This window comes from Hydrogenophaga sp. NFH-34 (genome assembly GCF_021401345.1).
GTDB classification, from domain to species: domain Bacteria; phylum Pseudomonadota; class Gammaproteobacteria; order Burkholderiales; family Burkholderiaceae_C; genus Hydrogenophaga; species Hydrogenophaga electricum.
In genome coordinates this window covers 107,013-124,925 of the sequence record NZ_JACBGE010000006.1, presented here as the reverse complement: position 1 = coordinate 124,925, position 17,913 = coordinate 107,013, and the positions used below count along the sequence as shown (strand labels likewise).

General features: G+C 60.0%; 16 protein-coding genes. 9 read left to right on the top strand and 7 right to left on the bottom strand.

The annotated features are described in order from the left end of the window. The first annotated feature begins 8 nt into the window (after positions 1 to 8). The 9 genes from L0977_RS07460 (at position 9) to L0977_RS07415 (ending at position 10,472) form a co-directional block, all read left to right on the top strand. Positions 9 to 797: a Stp1/IreP family PP2C-type Ser/Thr phosphatase gene (locus tag L0977_RS07460; protein ID WP_234264227.1), complete on the top strand. Its 789-nt coding sequence runs from the start codon at positions 9 to 11 to the stop codon at positions 795 to 797. Positions 798 to 835: 38 nt separating this feature from the next. After that, a complete protein-coding gene (locus L0977_RS07455) occupies positions 836 to 1,462 on the top strand; it encodes an FHA domain-containing protein (protein WP_234264226.1) in 627 nt (208 codons plus the stop codon). 47 nt (positions 1,463 to 1,509) lie between these two features. Beyond that, a complete protein-coding gene (locus L0977_RS07450; protein WP_234264225.1) occupies positions 1,510 to 3,759 on the top strand; it encodes a CHASE2 domain-containing protein in 2,250 nt (749 codons plus the stop codon). 66 nt (positions 3,760 to 3,825) lie between these two features. Continuing rightward, a complete protein-coding gene (locus L0977_RS07445) occupies positions 3,826 to 4,629 on the top strand; it encodes a 3',5'-cyclic-nucleotide phosphodiesterase (protein WP_234264224.1) in 804 nt (267 codons plus the stop codon). A 414-nt stretch (positions 4,630 to 5,043) separates the two neighbouring features. Continuing rightward, a complete protein-coding gene (locus tag L0977_RS07435) occupies positions 5,044 to 5,460 on the top strand; it encodes a pilin (RefSeq protein ID WP_326491057.1) in 417 nt (138 codons plus the stop codon). 140 nt (positions 5,461 to 5,600) lie between these two features. Next, on the top strand, positions 5,601 to 7,526 hold the full coding sequence (locus L0977_RS07430; protein ID WP_234264223.1) for a tetratricopeptide repeat protein: 1,926 nt from the start codon (positions 5,601 to 5,603) through the stop codon (positions 7,524 to 7,526). Between the two features lie 13 nt (positions 7,527 to 7,539). Next, on the top strand, positions 7,540 to 8,442 hold the full coding sequence (locus L0977_RS07425; RefSeq protein WP_234264222.1) for a glycosyltransferase family 2 protein: 903 nt from the start codon (positions 7,540 to 7,542) through the stop codon (positions 8,440 to 8,442). After that, a complete protein-coding gene (locus L0977_RS07420) occupies positions 8,439 to 9,668 on the top strand; it encodes a glycosyltransferase (protein WP_234264221.1) in 1,230 nt (409 codons plus the stop codon). The genes L0977_RS07425 and L0977_RS07420 overlap by 4 nt, the downstream gene beginning before the upstream one ends. A gap of 6 nt (positions 9,669 to 9,674) precedes the next feature. Beyond that, a complete protein-coding gene (locus L0977_RS07415; RefSeq protein WP_234264220.1) occupies positions 9,675 to 10,472 on the top strand; it encodes a class I SAM-dependent methyltransferase in 798 nt (265 codons plus the stop codon). Here the strand turns inward: L0977_RS07415 and L0977_RS07410 are convergent. The 7 genes from L0977_RS07410 to L0977_RS07380 all read right to left on the bottom strand — a co-directional run bounded on the left by L0977_RS07410 (position 10,415) and on the right by L0977_RS07380 (position 17,881). Then, positions 10,415 to 11,524 carry a glycosyltransferase family 4 protein gene (locus L0977_RS07410; RefSeq protein WP_234264219.1) on the bottom strand — a complete coding sequence of 370 codons (1,110 nt, stop codon included), beginning with the start codon at positions 11,522 to 11,524 and terminating at the stop codon, positions 10,415 to 10,417. The genes L0977_RS07415 and L0977_RS07410 overlap by 58 nt on opposite strands. An 8-nt stretch (positions 11,525 to 11,532) precedes the next feature. Beyond that, entirely contained in the window at positions 11,533 to 12,903 is a 1,371-nt protein-coding gene (locus L0977_RS07405) for a Fic family protein (RefSeq protein WP_234264218.1), read from the bottom strand. A gap of 148 nt (positions 12,904 to 13,051) precedes the next feature. Further along, positions 13,052 to 14,146, bottom strand: a complete 1,095-nt coding sequence (gene glf / locus L0977_RS07400; RefSeq protein WP_234264217.1) for a UDP-galactopyranose mutase — start codon at positions 14,144 to 14,146, stop codon at positions 13,052 to 13,054. A gap of 48 nt (positions 14,147 to 14,194) precedes the next feature. Further along, positions 14,195 to 15,229, bottom strand: a complete 1,035-nt coding sequence (locus L0977_RS07395; protein ID WP_234264216.1) for a glycosyltransferase family 2 protein — start codon at positions 15,227 to 15,229, stop codon at positions 14,195 to 14,197. Positions 15,230 to 15,237: 8 nt separating this feature from the next. Next, positions 15,238 to 16,020, bottom strand: coding sequence for a glycosyltransferase family 2 protein (locus L0977_RS07390; protein ID WP_234264215.1), 783 nt, complete (start codon positions 16,018 to 16,020; stop codon positions 15,238 to 15,240). Between the two features lie 87 nt (positions 16,021 to 16,107). Continuing rightward, a complete protein-coding gene (locus tag L0977_RS07385; protein WP_234264214.1) occupies positions 16,108 to 17,244 on the bottom strand; it encodes a glycosyltransferase family 4 protein in 1,137 nt (378 codons plus the stop codon). Between the two features lie 46 nt (positions 17,245 to 17,290). After that, on the bottom strand, positions 17,291 to 17,881 hold the full coding sequence (locus L0977_RS07380; protein ID WP_234264213.1) for a class I SAM-dependent methyltransferase: 591 nt from the start codon (positions 17,879 to 17,881) through the stop codon (positions 17,291 to 17,293). Positions 17,882 to 17,913 lie beyond the last annotated feature (32 nt).

Below are 17,913 nucleotides of genomic sequence, written 5' to 3'. Positions count from 1 at the left end.
CCGTCATCATGAACTTTGCCTATTACAGCCAGACCGATCCGGGTCTTGTCCGGGAGAACAACGAAGATTGTGTGTCTACCGATGCAGACAATCACGTGGTGGTGCTGGCCGATGGCATGGGGGGCTACAACGCGGGTGAAGTGGCCAGCGCTATGGCCACTTCGTTCATTCGTACCGAACTGGGCCGCTGGATTGCCGAAGGCGGGCATGAGGCCACCGCCCGCGAACTGCGCCGGGCCATGGAAATCTGTACCGACAATGCCAACCGGTCCATCTTCAATGCCGCCAACTCGGAGGCGCAGTACGCCGGCATGGGGACCACGCTGGTGATGGGTGTGTTCCAGCCCACCCGGGCCATGATCGGCCATGTGGGCGATTCGCGCTGCTACCGCTTGCGCGGGGAGACGCTGCAGCAACTGACGCGCGACCATTCGCTGTTGCAGGAGCAGATTGACGCCGGCCTGATTTCGCCCGAACTGGCGCAATTCGCCACCCACAAGAACCTCGTGACCCGGGCCTTGGGGGTCGAAGACACAGTGTTGCTGGAAGTCAACGAATTCCGGCTGGAAGTGGACGACGTCTACCTGTTTTGCTCGGATGGTCTCACCGACATGGTGCCGGATGACGCCATCGCAGCGATACTTTTGGAAACAGGCTCGCTCGAAGAGCGCGGCCGGGCCCTGGTCGAGGCGGCCAACGAAGCGGGGGGGCGTGACAACATTTCGGTCATACTGGTGCATTCGACGGCCAGGATGGTCCGACGTGGCCTGCTTTCGCGTATGCTGGGAAATGGCTAGGTCTTTAGAATTAACTGAATGGGTCACAGGAGTCGGCCATGCCGAAAATGATCGTTTCTATCGATGGTGTCGTCATCAAGGAAGTGCAACTCACCAAGGACCGCACGACTCTGGGCCGCCGTCCCTACAACGACATCGTCATTGACAACCTCGCGGTCAGCGGTGAACACGCTGTGCTGCAGATGTCGGGCGCCGACGTGTTTCTGGAAGACCTCAACAGCACCAACGGGACCTACGTCAACGGCAAAGCCATCAAGAAGCAGCAACTGCAAAATGGCGATACCGTCGAAATTGGCAAGTACAAGATCAAGTTCGTGCACGACGGCGCATCGGACAACTACGAAAAGACCATGGTCATCCAGGGTGGGGCCGTGGTTGGCGGCGCGGAGTCTCCCGCACCCGTGGGCAATGCCGCGATCAAGGTCATGTCCGGTGCGGCAGCCGGGCGTGAAGTGCCGCTGGTCAAGGTGGTGACCACCATCGGCAAACCGGGCGTGGCGGTGGCTGCCATCACCCGGCGCCCTCAGGGCTACGTGGTGGCCTTGGTCGAAGGGGCGACCAAGCCCACGGTCAACGGCAACCCGATCGGGACCGATGCCATCCAGCTGCGCCATGGCGACCTGATCGAGCTGGCTGGTACGCAGATGCAGTTCATCCAGTCCTGACCCCATTGCCGGGTGCACGCCGCCCGGTGGCGGTTTCCCCGCCAACCATGCAACTGCTACGCCGGCACGGCGCCCGCATCGGCGTCACGTTCATACCCTTGCTGCTGGCGGTGCTGCACGTGGTCGGGGTGTTGCCCATGCCGGTACTGCAGCGGCTGGATGAAATTTTCTATGACACCCGGCTGCGGCTGACCATGCCGCAAACGCTCGACGAGCGCATCGTCATTGTCGACATCGACGAAAAAAGCCTGGCCGATGAAGGCCGCTGGCCTTGGCCGCGCGACCGCGTCGCACGGCTGGTGGATGTGCTCTTCGAGCAGCAAGGCATTGCCCTGCTGGGGTTCGACACGGTTTTTGCGGAGCCCGACGAGAGCTCCGGCTTGCAGCAGTTGCAACGTCTGGCGGAGGGGCCGCTGGCGCAGCAACCCGGCTTCGCCCAGCAGGTGGAAGCACTGCGCAGCCAACTGGATCGCGATGCCCGTCTGGCAGCGGCCCTGCGCGACCGGCCCGCCGTGCTGGGCTACTACTTCACCAGCGATCGTGGTGGGCGCACCAGCGGTGTCCTGCCGGCGCCGGTGATGGATGCTGCGGCGTTGCAGGGGCGCAGGGCCCTGTTCACCCAGTGGGATGGTTACGGCGCCAACATCGCGCCGCTGACGGCCGCGGCAGGGAGCGCGGGGTTTTTCAACGCGATCACCGATGCCGATGGGGTGGTGCGCTCCATGCCTTTGCTGGCCGACTACCAGGGGCGCTACTACGAGTCGCTGGCGCTGGCCATGTTCCGGCAGTTGCTTCAGTGGCCAGCGGTGATGCCGGGCTTCCCGCCCGAGCGCTTTCTTTCGTCCGACTACCTGGCGCTCAAGAGCGTGCGCCTGGTCAAGAACGGTCGGCATCTGGACATCCCGGTCGACCAGCGGGTGGCGGCCTTGGTGCCTTTTCGAGGGAGCGGAGGCCCCGAAGGGGGCTCGTACCGCTATGTGTCGGCCACGGACCTGCTCAATGGGCGCCTGGCCCCAGGCGAGTTGCGCGGGCGCATCGTGTTGCTGGGGACCACCGCCCCCGGTCTCATGGACTTGCGCGTGACGCCCGTGGGCGAGGCCTACCCCGGCGTCGAAACGCATGCCAACCTGCTCAGCGCGCTGCTGGACGGAGAGCTCAAGGTCCGGCCCGACTACGCCACCGGCTTCGAGTTGGTGCAACTGCTGCTGGTGGGCGTGCTGCTGGCGGTGGTGTTGCCCCTGCTGTCGGCCGCGAGGGCGGCGTGGCTCAGTGTCGCGGTGCTGCTGGTGCTGGTCGCGCTGAATACGCTGTTCTACACCGCCAACGGACTGGTGCTGCCCCTGGCGACCACCCTGGTGATGGCCGCCTTCGCCGTGGCGCTGAACATGAGCTACGGCTACCTCATCGAAACCCGCGCCAAGCGGGAACTGGCCCAACTGTTCGGTACCTACGTGCCCCCCGAACTGGTCGACGAGATGGTCAAGGACCCTGACAGCTACAGCATGGCTGCCAGCACGCGCGAAATGACGGTCATGTTCTGCGACATGCGGGGCTTTACCCAGATTGCCGAAGGCATGGACCCGCTGCGCCTGCAGGCGCTGCTCAATGGGGTCTTCAGCCGCCTGTCGCAGGTCATCCGGGCCCACCAGGGCACGATCGACAAATACATGGGCGACTGCGTCATGGCCTTCTGGGGCGCGCCGGTCGACATGCCCGACCATGCGCAGCGCGCGACCGAAGCCGCGCTGGACATGCTGCGCGCCATTGACGACATCAATGCCCGGCATGCCCAGGCTGGTCTGCCCCTGATCGGCGTGGGGGTGGGGCTGAACACGGGTGCCATGTGTGTGGGCGACATGGGCTCGGACCTGCGCCGCAGCTACACCGTGATCGGCGATGCGGTCAACTTGGCCGCGCGGCTCGAAAGCCTGTCGCGCGAGTACGGGGTTGCCATCGTGGCCAGCGAAGCGACGCAGGCGCAGGTACAGGACCTGTGCTGGCAACCCATCGACTTCGTCCGTGTCAAAGGCAAGGCCCTCGCGGTGAACATCTGGACCCCACTGTGCGTGGCCGACGCCGTCACCCCCGCGCTGCGGGAAGAACTTCGACTCTGGTCAGACTTTCAGCAGGCGTGGCGTGCGCGCGACTGGATCGCCTGTGAAACAGTTCTGGAACGCCTGCAGCGCATGAACGAGAAAAAAGTCCTTTACCGGGTCTGGGCCGACCGGGTAGCCTCTGCACGGATCAGCCCTCCCGACACCGGTTGGGACGGCATCACCACGTTCGCCACCAAGTAGGCGACAAACACACCGGAACGCCCGGCCATGTGGCCCGGGTGTGTGGGGGAATACACAGGTCGATTGATGAGGGTCAAAGTTCTTGGATGCTCGGGCGCCATTGCACAAGGCTGCCGCACCACGTCGTTTCTGCTCGACGACGACGTGCTCGTTGACGCCGGCACGGGCGTGGGGGATCTGGCCCTGGACGACATGCTGCGCATCCGCCATGTGCTGCTCACGCACTCGCATCTGGACCATGTGGCCAGCCTGCCGTTGATGCTCGACGCTGTGGCTTCGCGCCGCCTGGCCGCTGGACTGGGGCCGCTGCAGGTGCACGCCCTGCCCGCAACGATTGCGGCCCTGGAGGCGCACGTCTTCAACAACGTCATCTGGCCCAACTTCGCGGTCATTCCCAATGCACAGGCGCCGCTCATGCGCTTCGTGCCCATTCAGGTCGGGCAAATCTTCACCGTGGCCGGCAAAACCGTGGAGGCGCTGCCGGCCGTGCACACCGTACCCGCTGTCGGCTACGCGGTGGCGGCGCCGCAAGGGCACTGGGTGTTCAGTGGCGATACCGAACGCAACCCCGCTTTCTGGGCACGGGTGAACGACCTGCCGGTGGCCATGCTCGTGATCGAAACCGCTTTCAGCGACCGCGAGCGCGACCTGGCGCGACGCAGCCTGCACCTGGCCCCCAGCACGCTGGCCGCCGAACTCGACCAGATCGCCCGCCGCAACGCCTACCCCATCTACATCACCCACACCAAGCCGGCCGAAACCGGGCTGATCATGGAAGAAATTGCCCGCTTCGACGCCATGCCTGATGGTGACAGCGAAGCTCGGCACGACATCCGCTGGCTGGCGGCCGGCATGAGCTTTGAGCTTTGAGCTTTGAGCTTTGAGCTTTGAGCTTTGAGCTTTGAGCTTTGAGCTTTGAGCTTTGGGTCGCGCTCAGAAGTGGGCCTGTGTGCTCCCGAGCCTCCCGCTACTGGCGCCTGATTGCCCACCGCATCCCGCAGCACCCGCCCGGGCCGTCGTTCCCGCGCAGGCGGGAACCCAGGGGCGAGGTTCTATGCCCTTGGGCACGTATACCTAACCCGAGCGAGCTGGGAGTGACAAAACCGGTCGCCGCAAAGCGGGCTGACAAAAAATGTCACCCTGCTTGAGCCTGCTGAGCGTCACAAAGTGTCACCCTGGCGCGCGAAGCGTGAAAAAGACCGCAAAAACAGGCGCAGTTTGGGCTGGCACGGCATCTGCATCAATCTCAACGTCTAGTTTTCAACCCTCTCCAAGGAGTTTTCCATGAAGCGTTCCCTGCAAAAGGGCTTCACCCTGATCGAACTGATGATCGTGGTGGCCATCATCGGTATTCTGGCTGCCGTGGCCCTGCCGGCCTATCAGGACTACACCGTCCGCTCGCGTGTCTCCGAACTCGCCATCATGGGGTCTGGCGCCAAGGCCACGGTCAGCGAAAACCTGGCCAACAATCCCGCAGATGATCCGTGTGCCGGTGTCAATACGTTTAGTACTGCCACCAAGAATACGGCGTCCTTGGCGTGTACTGCTAACACCGGTCTCATCACGGTCACGGGTACGGCTGCAGCTAAAGGTGTTGTGCTGACGTTCTCCCCGACCACCACCGCAGGCACCATCAACTGGGTGTGCCGGACGCCTACGGCTGCCAATTACAAGTACGCACCTGCCGAGTGCCGTCAGTAATCTTCATCTGAACGGTTTGAAAACGCCCTGCATCGCAGGGCGTTTTTATTTGAAGAACTTATCTTTATGACCTGAAAGAATGATAAGTTCCGGATCTTTGATCAGATTTTCTGCGTGATAAGGTACGGACTTGTGTTGAAATGAAGAAAAGTATCCACCCAGCCCTGTTCCTGGTATTCTTGGTTTTGGCCGGTATTGGTGCATATTTTTCAGGCCTCGGCGGTGGGTTTCTGTTCGATGATTTTCCGAACCTGAAAGCCCTTGGAGACCAAGGAGGTGTCAAGGATTGGAATTCTTTCAAATCTTATGCGCTGAATGGCTTTTCCGGGCCAACGGGGCGGCCATTGTCATTGCTCAGCTTTCTGATCAATGACAACGCATGGCCGAGCGTGGCCTGGTCATTCAAATACACCAATCTGTGCCTGCACCTGATTTGCGGTTTGCTGCTGGCATGGGCAGCATATTTGATGCTGCTTGTCTTGGATTTTCGGGAGCAGCGTGCGGCATGGGTTGCTTTGCTGGCAGCCGGTCTATGGATGCTACACCCCTATTGGGTATCGACCACGCTGTATGTTGTGCAGCGGATGGCAATATTGAGTTGCCTGTTCATGCTTGCCGGAATGGTTGGCTATTTGAAAGGCCGGATGTGGCTTGCACAGCCTGACAGGCACCATCCATGGGCTGCTTACGCCATGATGTCTGTCAGTGCGGGGGCGGGAACCCTGCTGGCATTGCTGTCCAAAGAAAATGGCGCGCTTTTGCCACTGCTTCTGTTGGTTGTTGAGGTGTTTATTCGGCGAATGAATGTCGGGGCGCCGATCAATAAAGTCTGGCTGGCTATTTTATTGGGTTTGCCATCCTTGGTTGTTTTGTTATTCTTGGCAAGGCACGTGGATTTTAGGCCCGATATATGGCCGAATCGTCCTTTCAATCAGTTAGAGAGGCTGCTTTCGGAGACTCGCATCATGTGGACCTACCTGGGGCAACTCTGGATGCCCAGGATAGAAGGGGGCGGTCTCTATCACGACGGCTTTGAGGTTTCCCGCAATTTCATGACGCCAGTGTCCACAATGTGGGCGTCGCTTGCTTGGATGGGGGTCGTTCTGGCTTTGCCATGGTTGTATCGCCGACTTCCTTTCGTATGGCTGGCTTTGGTGTTCTTTTTGTGTGGGCACTTGATTGAGTCCACGGTGATAGGGTTGGAGTTATATTTCGAGCATCGGAATTATGCTCCAGCTCTTTTCATGTTCCTGCCATTGGCTATTGGGGTGGACTGGCTGGGTCGAAACTATACGCGCTGGTTGGCTGTCATGGTTTCATTGTTGTTGTTGACCATGTTGGCTGGTATGACTTGGCAGCGCAGTAAACTCTGGGGCGATGCCGATCAATTGCAGGTTTACTGGGCCATGAAAAATCCGAATTCGGCAAGGGCACGTACCTATTTGATCGGCCGTTTTGTTGCCGAGGGGAAATATGCTGAAGCATTTTCCATGGCCGATGCTTCGGTCAAAGAGCTGAATGACAGCTCTTTGATGACGATGAGCTGGTTACAGCTTCGCGTCAATTTCGAGCAGGCCACGGATGAGGACTTCGAGCGAGCAATAGGGCTGCTTATACAGCAGACCTTTGATGCTCAGGCGGTGGCGGGTTTGAGGACAATGGTGGATTCTGTTGTTGCAGAGCCCAGGCTGGTGAAATATAGAGTGCCGATGTTGAATATGATGTCCGCGCTGAGTGATCGTGGGGAATACAGGAAATCCCCGCTTTTCTTGCGTGTGACAGCCTATAACAGGGCTCGCCTGTATCTGGCCATGGGCGAGGTGCAAGAAGCGAAGCGGTATTATCTGGAAGCAATGAATCGCTATGGGTTGGCTAGCTCGGCCATGCAGATGTTTGCTGAAATGGCGGGCGCGGGCCATTATGAAGCCGCTCAAGAACTGTTGCATGCCATTCGACAGGGCACCGAGGGCGGGCGACTGGATGTCGGGCCACTCGGAAGGCAATATTATTTGATGGAAGTCGATCGCATGCAAAGCCTCTTGTCAAAAGACATGGGCGATAAGTGATGGCCTGCAAGATGTGTGGCATGATCCGTTCGATTTGATTTTGAGCCATATCGCTTCCGATCCCATGCCTTTGTCCGTCGTTCTTCCGGCCAAGAGTGAGTCTGCAGCCATTGGTCATACCGTTACTGCGATCCTCCGGTTCTATCCGCAGGCCGAAGTCATCGTCGTCAACGACGGCTCCACCGACGATACGGTGCAGGTGGCCACGCAGGCCGGTGCCACGGTCATCAGCCATCCTTACAGCAAAGGCAATGGCGCGGCCATCAAGACGGGCGCCAGGGCTGCCTCCGGCGATGTGATCGTGTTCATGGATGCCGACGGCCAGCATGACCCCGCCGACATTCCCCGTTTGCTGGCCAGGCTGGACCAGGGTTACGACATGGTGGTGGGCGCGCGCCAGAAAGGCTCGCAGGCCAGCGTGGGGCGTGGGGTGGCGAACGGCTTCTACAACCGGCTGGCCAGTTACATGACCGGCCACAAGGTGGAAGACCTGACCTCGGGCTTTAGGGTGGTGCGGGCCGACAAATTCCGCGAGTTCCTGTATCTGCTGCCCAACGGATTCTCATACCCGACCACCAGCACCATGGCGTTTTTCCGGGCGGGGTATTCCGTGGCCTACGAACCCATTCATGCGGCCAAGCGCATTGGCAAGAGCCACATCCGTCTGCTGCGTGACGGTGCGCGGTTCCTGCTCATCATCTTCAAGATTGGGTCGTTGTATTCGCCGCTCAAACTGTTCGGACCCGTGGCGGTCATGTTGGTCATGCTCGGCCTCGGTTGGTATGGCTATACCTACACGGTGATGAATCGCTTCACCAACATGAGTGCCCTGTTGCTGACGGGTGGGGTGATGGTGTTCCTCATGGGCTTGATTTCGGAGCAGATCACCGCGCTGATGTACCAGGACAAGCGATGAGCGGCGCTCCGGCGCAGCGCCCTGTGCTGCTCGTTCTCGCTTCCACCTATCCCCGCTGGTCGGGCGACCCGGAACCCGGCTTCGTCCATGAACTGTCCAAACGCCTCGCGAGCCGTTTCAGGGTGATCGTTCTTGGTCCTCATGCGCCGGGCGCGAAGACCAGCGAGGTGCTGGATGGCGTGGAGGTGGTGCGCTACCGCTATGCGCCCGAACGGTGGGAAACGCTGGTCAACGATGGCGGGATCGTCACCAACCTGAAGCTGCACCGCTGGAAGCTGCTGCTGGTGCCCGGGTTCGTGCTGGTGCAGGCGTGGCGGGCCTGGCGGCTGTGCCGGTACGAGAAAGTGGATGTGATCCATGCCCATTGGCTGATCCCGCAGGGCCTGATCGCCGCATGCCTGCAATCCTTGCCCGGGCGCAAGGTGCCTTTCGTGGTGACTTCGCATGGCGCGGACCTGTTCGCGCTCAAAGGCAAGGTGCTGGAGGGGCTCAAGCGCTTCGTCGTCCGCCGTGCCGCGGCGGCGACGGTGGTCAGCAGCGTCATGCGCGACAGGCTGCACATGGCTGGCGGCGATACCGGCAAGGTCACGGTGCTGCCCATGGGCGTGGATCTGGCCGGCCGTTTTCATCCGGACACTTCTGTGGTGCGGTCGAAAAGCGAGATCCTGTTCGTGGGGCGGCTGGTGGAAAAAAAGGGTGTCCGCTATTTGCTGGATGCGCTGCCCGCCGTGCGGCGGAACTTTCCGGACGCGCACCTGACCATTGCAGGTTTTGGCCCGGAGGAACCGGCACTCCGGGGGCAGGTGGTGCAATCGGCGCTGGATGGCCAGGTGCGCTTTCTTGGTGCTGTGCCGCAGGCCGAGTTGCCGGTGCTGTATCGGCGCGCAGCCTTGTTTGTCGCGCCATTTGTTCAGGCGGATTCGGGTGACCAGGAGGGGCTGCCGGTGGCGCTCATGGAGGCGGTGGCCTGTGGCTGCCCGGTTGTCGCGGGCGATGTGGCCGGGATCGAGGATCTGCTGGGCGACCTGAAACCGGAAATCTGCGTCGATGCGCGCGACACGGCCCTACTGGCCGACAAAATCTGCGGCGAACTGGTGCGCCCCGGGGCCGCGCAGGCTCGCACGCAACGTGTGTTCGCCACGGCCGCCCGGCATGTGGACTGGAACCGTATCGCGGAAGACTATGCGCGCTTGATCGTGATGGCCGGCGGCATGAAGCAAGGATGAAGGCGAATGGCCAAACAACCCAAACTTGTGCTGCGTGAAAGCTGTGCGGGGGACATGAGCTGCGGCTGGCAGGCTGGTACCTTTGTCGAAATGGGCGCGGGCACTGGCGGCATGACACGCCTGTTCCTTGACCGTGGGTTCCATGGCGCGTGCCATGACCTGGGTTCGGACAGCCGCGCGATGATGCGCACGAACCTGGCCGCATACGGAGAGGCCATCCAGGTGGTCGAGCAGATCGAAGAACTGCCTGGAGAGGCGTTTGACTACCTGCTTGCTTTCGAGGTGCTGGAGCACATCGAGAACGATGCAGAAGTGCTGAGCACCTGGAGTCGATATCTCAAGCCGGGAGGCCGGTTGCTGGTGTCGGTGCCGGCACATCAGCGCAAGTATGGAAAATCCGATGAGCTGGTCGGGCACGTCAGGCGCTATGAAAAGGCGCAACTGCTGAAGCTGATCGAGTCGGCTGGTTTTACCGATGTGCGTATCGTCAACTATGGTTTTCCGATCACGGAGCTTACTCGGCGCTTTTCCAATTACCTGGTGCGAAATGAGCGAGGCTATGAAGGCATGGATGCCGAGCAGCGCAGCATACGCAGCGCGCAGGCCAAGCCGAAGACCATCGCCCGCTGGCTGAAGGTGTTCAGCGGTCGCTTGGTGGCACCGTTCTGCATCGTGCAGCGGTGGTTCTACGGCGCTGATCTTGGCGATGGCTATGTGGCAACCGCGGTGAAGCGGTCGCAGCACGGTCAAGCCAGCCGGGCCAGCGCCGGTTCGATTTCCGCGATCAGCCCGGACCAGTCTTGAACCGGCACGTCCGGCATGGTCGGGCGGGTTATCTGCGCCAGTGCCGTTCGGGCAAGCGCGTCAGCGTCGCCAGATGGGAACAGCACAGACGGCGTCTTCGAGAACAGGTCGGCCATCTGCCCGATGCTGGCGGCCACCACCGGCAACCCGCACGCCAGCATCTCATAGGCCTTCTGTGGAAAGCAGTAGCGGCCGAAGGGGGTGTCCAGGATCGAGATGACGCCCACGTCCAGTGCGCGGAACAGATCGGCCACCTGGGCGTGGTTCAGGTGGCCCAGGTAGTGGACCCGTTCACCTTGTGGCGGTGGCAGTTCTTCCCGGTAGGGGCCGGCCAACACGAGGTGCAGGCCGGGGTGGCGGGCCACCAACCGGTGCCAGGCCTCGTACAGGGGCTCGATGCCCTTGTCCCGGTACAGGCCGCCCGCCGTGCCGATGAGGGGCACGCCCAGCGGCAGGCCCAGCCGTTGACGTGCCGCCGCCTTGTCACCAGGGGCGAACACCTGCAGATCGACGCTGCTGGGCATGGAGATGACCGTTCCCCGGGCCTGGTAGTCGTTCAGCACCAGTTGGCGCAGCGGTTCGCTGGTGGTCGTGACCAATACGGCATCGCGGGTGGCGCGGCGCAGGGCTGGCACGAAACCGGGAATGCGCGCCTGGCCGAAGCCTTCGAAGTTGTCGTACAGGTCGACGGCGTAGGGGGTGCCGAGGCGCCGTGCCAGCCAGGCGGTGAGGGCGACATGCGGGATGTCCGACGCGCCGATCAGCACTTGCGGCCGGAATGCGCGCAGGCGGCGCAGCATGTGCCCCGGATAGGCCGCCAGGCGAGGCAATTTCAGCGTGCCGATGGATCGGGATTCCCAGGCCAGCGAGCCCGGTTCGGCCTCGTGCGTCCACTGGTCGGCGGGGTCGGCCGAGTGGTAGTCCAGGCAGTAGCCGTGCACCTCGTGCCCCAATCGGGCCAACTGGCGCGGAATTTCGTAGAGCCTGGCATAGCGGTCAAGGACCACGTCCTTGCCCATGTAACGGCGTTTGCAGAGGAAGGCGATGCGCATAAGGAGTTTCAACCGGAGTGTGTGGCTTGCCAATGCATGAATTCGTCGGGGCGCAGCCGGTGGCGGGCGATATTGCCTTCATGCAATTGCGCCAGTTCATTGATGACCATCGCCACGAAATCGGACATGTCGGTGGCAGGCACTTCCGGTTGAGCGAGTTCCCGGATCAGCGTGGTCGTGGGTTCCCGGCTTGCACGCACGATGCTGGCTATCACATGGGTGAGCGCTTCACGGTGCCGCAGCCGGAATGCATCCGGCTGCGGCAAGGCTTCTCGCAACAGCGTATAGCGTTGGCAAGAGCGTTCGTAGGCCCAGGCGAACACGTCTCGCAGCAGCTCGATGCGGTTCAGCTCGTACACGGCCAGCGTGCCCTCGATGTAGGGTTTCTCGGGCACATCGACGAAGGACAGCGGCGCCAGGTTGTGGCGAATCAGGGGGATGTTGGCGGCCAGTCGCGATACGCGCTTGTTCACGTCTTCGAAGGGTTGCAGGTAGGGCAGATGCACCATCGCGAAAAACGCCTGCTCGAAGGGGTCGGCGATGGCGCCGGCCTTGGCCAGCAAGGTATCGAAGCATTCCCCGATGAGCTGTGGCAGCGCCGTAGGCTGGTAGACGCTGCCGGAAATAGCCACGTCGATGGTGCGAAGGCGGCCGCCCGCACCGGCATCCGGCAACAGGTTGTCCGCCAGCAAGGCGTGCAGGTTCTGCAGCGTGTAGCGGTTGAAGCCGATGTCGCCCGCGCCGTCCACCATCATTTCGATGGCGGCCTTGTGGTTGAGGATCATCTGCGCTTCCAGCCGGTTCTTGCCTTCGGCATAACGCCCGAATTCGATCAGGTTCTGGGTATCCAGGCGCGAATAGGTGTTGCCCTCCAGCCGGCTCGAAGACCAGGACAGATCCACCAGCAAGCGGCTCATGATCTGCCGCGCATACGTGCCGGCAGGGCGCGGCTCCGCCGGGGAGCGCCCCAGGCCGTACAGGTGTTTGCGCAGGGCAGCGTCCAGATAGAACGTCTGGTTGGGCAGGTAGTCGGCCAGGAACTCGCGCCGGTAACCGACCGGGGTGCGCCGGGCAAGCGGGCGGTGGACCTGAGCCTGCAACTCGGCAGCGGCTTGCGACAGGGGCACGCCCTCGGCATCGGTATGCGTGACTGGCGCGGGTCCGCTTGCCAGAGGCAGGTGGTAGCGCCGCGATGGCCCCCGCCCGGTGGCGGCCAGCCGCTTTTCCGACACCAATTGCGCCAGCCGGCGCTGCAGCGTGCGCCGCGGCAGCGCGGGAAAAGCGGACGCCAGCGCTTCCACGGACATCAAGCCGTGCGGCGCGGCGGCGGTGGCTGCCACCAAGGCATCGAGTTCTTGCGGCGGTACGACCTTGGGCATTGGACGATGTGGCGCGATTAGGGCCGGCTGATGGTCATATTGCGCCACATAAAATGGCGCAAATCAAGCGGATAGGGTGTATTGCGCCCATTTATGTGGCGCAGTTGGCTTGAGTCGCGCCGATGGAGCAAATCGCCTTTCACTCACCCTATGACCTGTGCAACAGCCGCTCTGCCGCCACCAGCGCGGCACCCACCACCTGGTCCATGTTGTAGTAGCGGTACTGCGCCAGCCTGCCGACGAAGGTGACGTTTTCCTCGTTGCTGGCCAAGGCTTCGTATTGCTTGAACAAGGCTTCGTTGTCGTCGCTCGGGATGGGGTAATACGGGTCGCCCTCGGCCTGGGGATATTCGCGCACGATGGATGTGCCCGTATGTTGTTGCCCGGTCAGGTGCCTGAACTCGGTGATGCGGGTGTAGGCGTGGTCGTTGGGGTAGTTCACCGTGCCCACAGGCTGGTGCTGCACCACATCCGGCAAGTGCTCGTGCGCGAAACGCAGGCTGCGGTAGAGCAGGGCGCCGAAACGGTGGCCGAAGTAGGCGTCGATCGGCCCGGTATAGACCACATGGCCGAAGGCAGTGCGGTCCACGTCGGCGAAGTCCACGCCGGTCTGCACGGTGATGTTCGGGTGGTCGAGCATGTTCTCGAACATCCGCGTGTAGCCGTGCAGCGGCATGGCCTGAAAAGTGTCGGTGAAGTAGCGGTCGTCGGTGTTGGTGCGGGTGGGGATGCGCGCCGCCACGCCGGCCTTGAGCTGCGACGGCTCCATGCCCCACTGCTTGCGCGTGTAGTTGAGGAAGAACTTTTCGTACAGGTCGCGCCCCACCGAGTTGAGCACCACATCTTCGCTGCTGCGCACCGGCTCGCGCGGCTCGCGCACGCGCTCGAAAAAAGCCGCTGCACCGGCTTCGTCCAGATCGAGCCCATACAACTGGTTGAGTGTGTCGCGGTTGATGGGGAAGGGGTAGGCCTTGCCATCGACCACCCCCAGCACGCGGTGCTCGTAGGGGCGCCATTCGGTGAAGCGCGAGAGGAAGGCCCACACTTTTTCGCTGTTGGTGTGGAAGATGTGCGGCCCATAGCGGTGCACCAGCACACCATGCGCGTCGGTTTCGTCAAAGGCGTTGCCGGCGATGTGGGGGCGCTTGTCGATCACGCGCACGTGATGGCCGGCATCGGCCAGTTCGCGGGCGACAGTGCTGCCGGCGAAGCCGGCGCCGACGATGAGGGTGGGGGCGGTCATGGAAACCTTTTTATCTTGCTCATGTGGCGCTTGCTCTTGCTTGCTGCGTCATGCGCTCAAACCGAAGCGGCGCAGTGCTTCGAAGGCCGGTGAACGATAGTCGAGTCGGATGGCAGCCAGCACGGCCAGATCGATGTCGCTGGTCGGGCGTTTGTTCAGCAGATGGTGGAGAGGTGAGCTGCGGTATTTGCGCCACATGGCCCAGCCCAGCGGCGCGGCACGGATGGCGGCTCGGGTCCACTGCGTGGCGACGGTGCGCTTTGCATCAGGGTGATCAAGAAAACCGATCAGTTTCAGTAGCCAGAATTCGATTTGCTCGAAATCGTCCAGAGAGCGGACAGATTGTGGAGCGCGGATCAGGTTGTGGATACGCTGCTCGTCTGGCGATGCTTCAATGCCTTGCGCTTGCAGTGCCTCTAGTCGAATACGGCGGGTGACCTCTTCCATATCCATGCGTTGAGACATTGTCGCCTGATTGGCGTGCCGGCGATAACGTGTCAGAACCTCGGGCACATTGGCAATGCGGAATTCGGCCATGGCGCGAGCGACCAGATCGTAGTCCTCCGCAAGCCTGAGCTCCGGCTTGTACACGTAACGGTCAAAAACTTTGCGGCGGACCATCATCGTTGGATGGCAGATCGTGTTCTGGAACAGCATGGCCGCACGCAAGGCGTCTTCCGCATGAGGCCACCGGACTGCGCGAGGGGTTCCATGTCCGAATTCCTCGAACCAGCTTCCGCACAAGTCAGTACCCGTGCTCTGCATGTATCTGGATTGGTGCTCGAGGCGCATTGGCAGGCAGATGTCGTCCGAATCCAGAATGGCGATGAATTCCCCCTGTGCCTGCTGAAGTGCGGTATTGCGGGCGGCCGAAGGCCCGGCATTGACGGGCAGACGGATCAGGCGCACCCGGGAATCGCTGTCCATCAGCCGCTGTACAACGTCAGCGGTGTTGTCAGTCGAGGCATCATCGGCGATGAGAACCTCAACCGGCGCCAGCGTTTGCTCCAGCACTGAACGGACCGATTCAGTCAGGTAACGGGCCCGGTTGTACGTGGCAATAACAACGGAGACAGTAGTCATGGCAGCACTCACGTCTGGCCCGGAAGCAGGCGCCGCACGACATCCTTCAATGCGTAGACCCCCAACTTGAAAAAAAGGTAGAAGGGCCGGCGATGCAATATGCCGACACGGGCATTCACGCGCAGTACTTCGCGAATGACCTGGAGCCGATTGTTCTTCGTGTCGCTGATGCCGCCTCGCAGGAAGCGCGAAACAATGAGGGCCATGCCGCGCCCATGACCCTCAATCAGTTCACGCAACAGCAACTCGCTGTCTGCGGCAATCCTGAAGCGGGTGTCGAACCTGAAGTCGTCCTGGAAAAGGATGGCCCTGTGCAGGACCCCTTGGTGGCAAGGCAAGGCCGGCCTGCCGATGACCCAGCGACCATCGAGGCCTTCCCAGGTTTCGTCGCGCACCCCGAGCAGGTTGCCCGATGCATCCACGTCCATGACCTTGCCGTAAGCGAGGGTGATGCTGTCGGGCAGCATGGGCAGAAGGCTGGCAAGTTGCTGGAGCGTGTCGCTTTCATGCAACTCGTCGCCTGCGCCGAGAAATAGCACCCAATCTCCCGTGATGTGAGGCAAGGCTTTGTTCCATGCGTCATAGATGCCGTTGTCCGGTTCGGATATCAGAACGGAAATGAGGCCATCGAAACCGTGTGCCACTTCGACGGTGTTGTCACGGGAGGCGCCATCGACAATGATCCATTCGAAATTGCGGTAAACCTGCTGCCGCAACGATAAGCCCGTGCGTGCGAGCATCTCGCTGGCATTAAAAGTTGACGTGATGACGGTGAATTTTGGTGATGACATTGCAGTGATTCAAAATTATACTGCTTCACATAATCCAATCTAAGTAACTCGAAGGCAGCTTCGATCACACGATTCAATTTGCGCCTTTCAAATCCTGCCCAGAATTTCTTTATACATGTGGAAAATCATGTCAGTGGTATGTCGAGAATCAAAATTTGCTCTGACAAATGCCTGCGCTTCCCGCCCCATTTCAATGGTACGCTCTGGATGAGTGCAAAACTCCTTCATTGCCAAAGCCAAGGCTTGCGGTTGCCTTGGTGGAATCAAATACCCATTCAATCCATTCTTGACCAGTTCCATGCCCGCTCCGGATTCCGCGGCAATCACCGGTAGCCCGGCCAGTTGATATTCAACAGTCGTCCGCCCGAAGGCCTCCGCATGGCTCGTCATCAATCCGACATGCATTCCACGCAAAAGCACCGGGACATCATTCCGTCTCCCATGGAGTGTTATCTTTTCTGATAGCCCTTTCTCCGCGATATCCTTCTCCAAAGCAACTATCCGCCCGTCACCTACGACATGCACGTGGAAGTTTTGGATGCCCTCTCTGATTAGATGGTCTGTCGCCTTGACCATATCCCAATGCCCCTTCTTTTCCTGTACCAGCCCAACAAGAACAAATTGCACTTCCCCGGGGATTTTCTTCATTCCTTCGTGCGAAAAAGATGAGGTATCAATGCCATTGTAGATGATTGAAAATTTTCCATTTGGGGCGATACTGGAAAAATGCGCGGCTATCGATTTTGAGATCGAAACCAGACGAGATGCTGCTTCAAACTCTCTTCTAACTAGTAATTTTGGAAGAATAAAATGAAGACTGTAGTCCAAGTCTCCGAATTCACGCAAATGCCAGACATGAGGCAATTGCAGCCTCTTGGCAAGTAGGGAGCCAAAATCTATCACGCTCGAATTCGAGTGAACCAGATCAATTCCTTCTTTGCTTAACCTCTTTGAAACATCCCTTGCTGCTAGTTGATTTAGTAGTAGCTTGGTCAATCCCTTAGGTAGTCCCCTGAGCTTTCCTCCAGGTTGACTCCAGTAGTAAAAATTTCTCGCCATGCATGGAATATTACGTCTCGCTAGCTCTTTAGATAATTCGCCTTCCCGTGGAAACAAAACCAAAGGCTCGATGGCATGACGCTCGCGCAGTTCCTCGATCAGTGTCACCATGGAAAGATTGGCTCCGTACATTTCGGAGTAATGGCTGACAAAAAGCACTTTCATGGTTTGGTTTGTCGATATGTATCGAGCATGCATGCAAGAAAAGGGGCTATCTATTTCCAAGGCGCAACACGAAAAATCGATGGTAAGGGTTTTCATGAACCCTGTAAGTTGTTATTTTTGAGTAACTTGGCGCGTGTAGTTGAATGGCATCTAAGATTCGCGAGAGCTCATACCCTTGCTTTCCGATCTCCCAGTGGTGTTCTCCATCAAATACATGTTTCTTGGACTTTCTAAAAGGGTTTTTTATTAAAAAGCGAATTTCTCTTATATAAGGTATGGCGATTGTGTTGGGCCAACATTGCCCTGCCTGAGGTAGGCTGATGATTACGGAATTTCTTGCTACGCGGATCATTTCCTGGAACGCCTTCATACTGATGTCGAATGGCAGGTGTTCAAGGACTTGGAAGGCGCAAACAGCATCAAACGAGTTGTCAGGTAGTGGGATTTCGTCAGCGCTGCCGATATAGTCTGGCTTCAGTGCTGGGTCAATATCCAGTGTTTTGACGTTGAGGCCAAAAGTGGCTGCTGTTATTTTGAATATACCCGGACCTGGGCCAATTTCAAGAACGGATTCTGGATGTTGTTTTGATACTTCATCAAGTTGATGCCAGACACTAGCCCAGCGGCCTTTGGTCATGTACCGGCTAAACTCATAATGAGATTTGTCTA